Annotated in this window: 8 protein-coding genes; 4 read left to right on the top strand and 4 right to left on the bottom strand. The window is 70.9% G+C overall.

Annotated features, from left to right (window positions below):
- The 3 genes from ACF07V_RS38730 to ACF07V_RS38720 form a co-directional block, all read right to left on the bottom strand.
- On the bottom strand, nucleotides 1-119 hold a 119-nt coding region (locus ACF07V_RS38730), incomplete at its 3' end, for a LacI family DNA-binding transcriptional regulator (RefSeq protein WP_392160901.1).
- 97 nt (nucleotides 120-216) lie between these two features.
- Entirely contained in the window at nucleotides 217-843 is a 627-nt protein-coding gene (locus ACF07V_RS38725) for a hypothetical protein (RefSeq protein ID WP_392160899.1), read from the bottom strand.
- 81 nt (nucleotides 844-924) lie between these two features.
- The gene (locus ACF07V_RS38720; protein ID WP_392160897.1) at nucleotides 925-1,539 is read right to left on the bottom strand and encodes a TetR/AcrR family transcriptional regulator; all 615 of its coding nucleotides are present in this window, start codon (nucleotides 1,537-1,539) and stop codon (nucleotides 925-927) included.
- A 106-nt stretch (nucleotides 1,540-1,645) separates the two neighbouring features.
- On the opposite strand from ACF07V_RS38720, the gene ACF07V_RS38715 reads away from it, so the two are divergent.
- From ACF07V_RS38715 to ACF07V_RS38705, 3 genes are all read left to right on the top strand, one after another.
- Complete coding sequence (locus tag ACF07V_RS38715; protein ID WP_392160895.1) at nucleotides 1,646-2,221, top strand: ester cyclase; 576 nt, start codon at nucleotides 1,646-1,648, stop codon at nucleotides 2,219-2,221.
- 187 nt (nucleotides 2,222-2,408) lie between these two features.
- Nucleotides 2,409-3,167: a hypothetical protein gene (locus ACF07V_RS38710; protein WP_392160893.1), complete on the top strand. Its 759-nt coding sequence runs from the start codon at nucleotides 2,409-2,411 to the stop codon at nucleotides 3,165-3,167.
- 120 nt (nucleotides 3,168-3,287) lie between these two features.
- Entirely contained in the window at nucleotides 3,288-3,749 is a 462-nt protein-coding gene (locus ACF07V_RS38705; protein ID WP_392160891.1) for a pyridoxamine 5'-phosphate oxidase family protein, read from the top strand.
- Nucleotides 3,750-3,847: 98 nt separating this feature from the next.
- Here the strand turns inward: ACF07V_RS38705 and ACF07V_RS38700 are convergent, their stop codons facing one another.
- Nucleotides 3,848-4,444, bottom strand: a complete 597-nt coding sequence (locus ACF07V_RS38700; RefSeq protein WP_392160889.1) for a hypothetical protein — start codon at nucleotides 4,442-4,444, stop codon at nucleotides 3,848-3,850.
- A gap of 80 nt (nucleotides 4,445-4,524) precedes the next feature.
- Between ACF07V_RS38700 and ACF07V_RS38695 the strand changes: the two genes are divergently transcribed.
- On the top strand, nucleotides 4,525-5,964 hold the full coding sequence (locus ACF07V_RS38695; RefSeq protein WP_392160888.1) for an amidase: 1,440 nt from the start codon (nucleotides 4,525-4,527) through the stop codon (nucleotides 5,962-5,964).
- Nucleotides 5,965-6,131: the final 167 nt, after the last annotated feature.

Raw genomic sequence — 6,131 nt, 5'->3', positions numbered from 1 at the left:
GCGTCCGGGAGTCGGCCCTTGCCGTTGAGCGCGTCGGAGACAGTCGTGATGGAGACCCCGGCGGCGGCGGCCACGTCCCGGATGCCTGCCCGGCCGGAACGGTGATCAGCATGGTTCATAGAGCGTCGAAGGATAGAGGCAAGATCCACCCGCCCGGATCTTCACACCGTCACCACACGCGGAGTTGACGGCGCGTCTGCTGTGGTTCGGCTCGTGTCAGGCGGGCGGCTGCCCGTGGGGCCGGGCGTGTGCGAGGAGGAACTCGGTCGCCCCCGCGATGGCCTCGGCGTACGTGCCGTGGACGGGGTCCGACTCCTCGATCCGCTGGTCGGCGGCAGTGGCGGTGTACCACCAGGCGTCGGTGTCGGCGTCGTGGTGCACGACGGCGACGCCCCCCGCGTACTGGAGCGGGATCGACTCCTTGGCGGACTTCCGCACGACGGCGTGGGGCCATTTGAGACGGGCCGACTGACGCTTGATGCCGCCCCAGGCGGAACCGAGTTGGGCGTAGTTCGCCCCGCCGCGGCCGGCGACGGTGGCGGCGCTCTCCGCCAGCCGGTCGACGGACAGTTTGGCTTCGTACAGAGCCCGCAGCAGAGCCAGCTGCACGTCGGGCGCCGTCATGAGAACGGGGTCGAAGGGCTTGTCGGCGGCGGCATAGGCCAGTGCGCGGGTCGAGATCCGTTCGGCCAGGGCTCGCACCGCGTCGAGGACCCTGTCGTCCATCGTGCACGCGTCGTCCAGGGTGGGCTCGTTCCAGGGGGGCTCCACCAGGTTCGAGAGGGCGCTCCAGAAGTTCTCGTCGCTCTTGTCGGGAGTAGGGATCCCGTCCAGGTCGGTCATGCGACAAGTCTACCTGTCACTGCCGGACAGCGACAGGAATATGTGTCGAGCATCGATCGGTGACCGCCCGTCAGCCGGTGCTTACGGCGTCCGCAACGTGGCGAGGGCGGTGCGGAGCAGGAAGGTTTCGGCGCGATCCCAGGTCCAGCCGTTCTCGGCGACCAGCGTGCGCCAGCCGCCCGGGCCGAACCAGAACCACAGGAGGTCCGCCGTCTCCTCCTCCGGGCAGGCGGGCGCCGCCACGGCGTGCAGGTGCCGTGCGGTGGTACGGAGAGCGGCGCGGTAGTCGGCGGTGGCACGCTCCCACAGGGCCTCGCCGTCCTCGTGCGACGGCAGCGCCTTGTGGATCGCCTCGTGCACGGTGAACAGGCCTTCGTTGCCCAGCCGGGTGCCGTGGGCCAGCGCCCCGAGTACGGACTCCAGGTCCCGCTCGGCGAGCACCGCACGCATCGTCCGCTCGTCGCCTGACGCTCGTACGGCCGTGTCGACGATCTCGTTGAGGATGTCCCCCTTGCTGCCGGCGCTCGCGAAGACGGCCTTCGAGGAGACCCCCGCCTCGGCCGCGATGTCCGCGACGGTCACGCGCCCGTAGCCGCGCTCGGCGAACAGCCCGGTCGCCGACTGGAGGATCCGCGCACGCGTCTGGGCCGCGGCTTCCTCGCGCCGGGGTGAGACGTACTTGCGTTTGGTCGGCATGGGGTCAGCCTAGCCGCGGAAACGGCCAACCTATTCAATAGGTGGTGTGTAACCTGAATATCGGTCGGGGCGGCCCACCGCCCCCTGCGCGAGAGGAACCGAACCCATGGGAATGTCACCCGAGGACGCGGCCCGCGGACTCTTCACGGTCCTGGCGACCGGCGACACGGCGCTTGCCGCGGAAGTCGTCCACCAGGACTTCACCAACCGCGAGGCGGTCGTCTCCCCCGCCGCCTGCTCACTTCCCGGGCCCGCAGGCGCGCTTGCCTCGGGCGCGTGGCTTCGCTCCGCCTTCACCGACCTGAGCTTCCCCGTCACCGACCTCGTCCACGAGGGCGATCAGGTGTGGATACGGCTGCACATGAGGGGCCGGCACACCGGCCCGTTCGTCCACTACCGCGACGGCGCCCTTCTCCAGGCGATCCCGCCCACCGGGGCCGAGATCGACTCCGAACAGGTCCATGTCCTGCACCTGCAGGACGGCAAGGTCGTCCGCCACGAGGCGGTCCGCGACGACCTCACGCTGCTCGGCCGGCTCGGCATCTTCCCTCCCGGCCCCACCGTCCGGCTCATCGACGCATGGCACGCGGACGGACGCGCCGCCCGGGCCGCCGCCGCCGTCGCCGAGGCCGCCGAACGAGCGGCGGCCACCGCCCGCGAGCACACACGCGGCCGAGGTTGATCTGCGGCGTCGTCGGACACTCGCATGACGCCGAGGTCGCTCGCCACGCTTCGAGAAGTCGGACAACGAGGCGCGCGAGAAAGGCCGCCGGCCGCAATCAAAGAGGTGGCGGCGCCGGTGCCGTCCCGGTAAGTTGGCGATCTTCGGCCCGCGCGACGGGCCGGAGTCCCCCAAGGTGAACGCCGTGATGAACCCCGATCAGCCCCGCGCACGACTGCGCCTCGACGCAGCGCTGGACCGCCTCGCCGTCACCTTCCGCGGCATGACCGCACGCCCCGACGAATCCAACTGCGAGTGCCACTGGGGCAGCGCGGAGGACCTCGCGCAACTCAAGGTCGCGGACGTCGAGCTGGACCTCGAGCTCCTGGAGCGCACACAGCAGGCCACCGACTGGGAAGACAACGCCTCCGTGCTGCGTCGCATCCTGCCCCAGTTCGCCTCTGCCCTCGTCGCCGGCCTCATCGAACCCCTCTTCGGCATCGAACGGGTCGGGCTGACCTTCGCTCTCGGCGCATGGCAGGAGTGGCCCACCGAACAGGCCGCCGCCGTCGAGGAGTTCCTGCAGGCCTGGTGGGCGTACACCCTCACCGATGCGGATCCCGCCGTGCCCGCCCATGACCTCCTTGTCCTGACCGCCGAGGCCACGGGCACAGTGCGCCCGTGGCTCGACGTCTGGGAGACACTGAGCGGCCCCGTCGCGGACGGCCACCTGGCCGAGGCGGCGGACCACTGGGAGTACGACCTGCTCGGCGACCAACTCCCCTGGTGGGCGTGGGAGAACGGCGAGGAGATGCGCGTCGAGCTGACCGCATGGCTCGTCCGCCACGCACCTGCCCGGCTTCGCGCCCATGGCGCCTCCGAGGATCTGCTGCACCGGATACGGCTGCTCGGTGTCACCGGCCACGACCGCTGGGAGGACCCTCACTGGCCCGGCCACCGCTACTGAGCCGCTGCTCCGCGGTCCGCTGCGCGTCCGTGGGCGGACGCGCACACCAGGCGGTCCGCCTCCGGGCCTAGGACCTGCGCCCCATGCGCACCGTGGACCCGCTCGATAACGTCGTCGCCCATGCAAGCTACGAAGATCGTTGTCCGTGACACGGCGGAGCGCAGGCGGGACACCCTGGAACGGCTCGCCTCGGAGCGCGACATCTGGGTGTCCACAGCCCACCCCGACCACGGTCCGCATCAGGTCCCGCTGTGGTTTCTGTGGGACGGGAAGGCGGCATGGATGTGTACCGGCGCGGACTCCGCGACCGTGCGCAATCTACGCGAGGAACCGCGCGTACGGCTTGCACTGCCGGACGCCTTCGACGTGGTGCTGCTGCAAGGCGAGGCGACGTGCTACCCCGCGCGGGACGTACCCGAGGCTGCCGCAGATGCGTTCGTGGGCAAGTTCGGCTGGGATCCCCGCGGGGAAGAGACCCCCTTCGTGTACCTGCGCGTGGCGCCGCGGACCGTTCGCGCCTGGCGCGGAGTGCCGGAGCAGCGGGGCAGGGTCGTGATGCGTGAGGGAGTGTGGCTGGGGTAGCGCAATGGGCCCTGGGCGTCGTGTGCATGCGTGCGCAGTGTGGCGTGGCGAAGCGGACGGGCAGACCGCGCTCGGCTCGCGGTGCCATGTGCGCGGGATCAACTCCCCTTCCCTTCCCACGGGTTCACGCCCCGCGCCCACAGGCGCTTCTGTTCCGTCTCGGTCAGAAAGAGCGCCGGTCCTCTCCCCCACAGGGTGAGGTCACCGAGTGGACACTCGTCGAACTCCGCGCGCAGCACGCGTACGAGGAAGGCGACCATGCCGCAGTCGTAGCGCCGCCACAGGTCGTCGTCGCGGTTGCGCACCAGGACCGGCCATGCGGCGGGGTCGCCGTCCGACGCGTCCCAGCACAGCAGGTCCGAGCTCGTGGTGACTCCCCAGGCGATCAGCACGGGGTCCGTACCCTCCAGCTGGGGGGACTTCCTCTCGCGCGCCCAGGCAGCCTCCGCGTTGATCGTCTCCAGGAGCATGCCCCCGTACGGGGACGTCGGTTCGGCGTCCTTGTACGCGGGCTGCTGGATCACCAGGCAACCTTCGACGGACCCCGCGCCGTACGTCTCGACGAACTTCCGGTAGTCGGCCGGGAACTCCCGGCCCCACGAGGCGCGCATCCGGTCCCGGTCGAGCGGCGTACCGCCCTCGGCCGGCGGCGGCACGAGGTACCGGAGCGCCTCCCCTACGGATTCCCCGCTCACTTTCTCCCCCTCGTCCCTCGTGCGACCGGCCTTACGTCAACAGCGTTGACGCCCTGATTCGGCAGCTGTTCGATGCTCCCATGACCGAACTCACCCACATCACCGAACTCGCCTACATGCCTGCCACGGAGGCCCTGGCCCGCTTCCGCGACCGCTCCCTGTCACCGGTCGAGTTGATGACCGCCGTCATCGCGCGCGCCGAAGCCGTGGAGCCCCGGGTCAACGCCCTCGCCGAGCAGACCTTCGAGCAGGCGCTCGCCACCGCGCGCGAGGCCGAGTCCCGGTACGGGGGCAAGGGGGAGGCACCCCGCGCACTGGAGGGGCTGCCGGTCGCGACGAAGGAGGAGCAGCCGCTCGTGGGCCGCAGCAGCACGGACGGTTCGCTGGCCTTCCGTGACGAGATCGCCGACGCGACGCACCCGGTCGTCGAGCGGGTCCTGGCCGCGGGCGGCATCGTGCACGCGCGGACCACCACCCCGGAGTTCAGCTGCGCGGCCTTCACGCAGTCGCGGCTGTGGGGCGTGACGCGCAATCCCTGGAACCTGGAGTTCAGTCCGGGTGGTTCGTCGGGCGGCTCCGGCGCCGCACTCGCGGCCGGCGTGACGACGCTCGCGACCGGCTCCGACATCGGGGGCTCCATCCGCATCCCCGCCTCGTTCACGGGCACGGTCGGATACAAGCCTCCGTACGGGCGCGTGCCGGCGATGGCGCCGTTCAATCTGGACACGTACTGCCACGACGGTCCGATGGCGCGGACCGTCGGTGACTGCGCCCTCCTGCAGAACGTCATCGCGGGGCCCCACCCGCTCGACGCGGTCTCCCTGCGCCCCAAGTTCACGCTGCCCGAGGACTTCGAGGGCGTCGCGGGCATGAGGGTCGCGCTGTCGGTCGGCCTCGGGGACTGGCCGGTGGATCCCGAGGTCGAGGCCAACACCCGCGCGGTTGCGGAGGGCCTGCGCGCGGCCGGAGCCGTCGTGGAGGAGGTGGAGGTCCCGATCACGCGCGCGGACGTCATGGCGGCGGCGATGATCCACTTCGGCTCCATCTTCGGCCCGTACGTCACATCGGTCGCCGCGGAGCACGGCGATCTGCTCACCCCGTACGCCCTCGACTTCGCCGAGCGGACCGCCGAGGCCGTCCGCGAGCCCGGCAGCATCATGCGCGGTCTGGAGCTGGAGGCCGCGGTGCAGTCGACGCTCGGCACCCTGCTCGACCGCTATGACGTGCTGCTGTGCCCGACGACGGCCATCCCGGCGCTGAAGGCGGACGACGACTACCTCTCGACCAAGGTCGTGATCGGCGGTGTCGAACTGGAGTCCTATCTGGAGGCCGCCATGACCACGGTGTTCAACATCGCCAGTCGCTGCCCGGTGCTGAGCGTGCCGTCCGGATGGGCGTCGAACGGTGTCCCGACGGGAGTGCAGGTCGTCGGACGCACCTACGACGATGCCGCCGTGTTCCGCGTGGCCTCCGCGATCGAGGCCGTACGCCCCTGGAGCAGCCGCCGCCCGACCCTCTGAGCGTGAGAGGTCGACCGGCGGCCACCTGACCAGGGGTGACGCGTGCGGACGGAGCCGCTCCTAGCGGTGTCGTTCGAGGAGTCGGCCGGAGGGCTCGGCGAGGGTGCCGTGGTCGGCGATCCGTTCTCCACGCAGCCAGGTGGAGGTGACGACGCCGTGCAGGGTCT

It is taken from the genome of Streptomyces sp. NPDC015661, assembly GCF_043077765.1.
Taxonomy (GTDB): Bacteria; Actinomycetota; Actinomycetes; order Streptomycetales; family Streptomycetaceae; genus Streptomyces.
The sequence above is the reverse complement of the archived record's forward strand: the minus strand, read 5'-3'. Positions and strand labels throughout refer to the sequence as shown.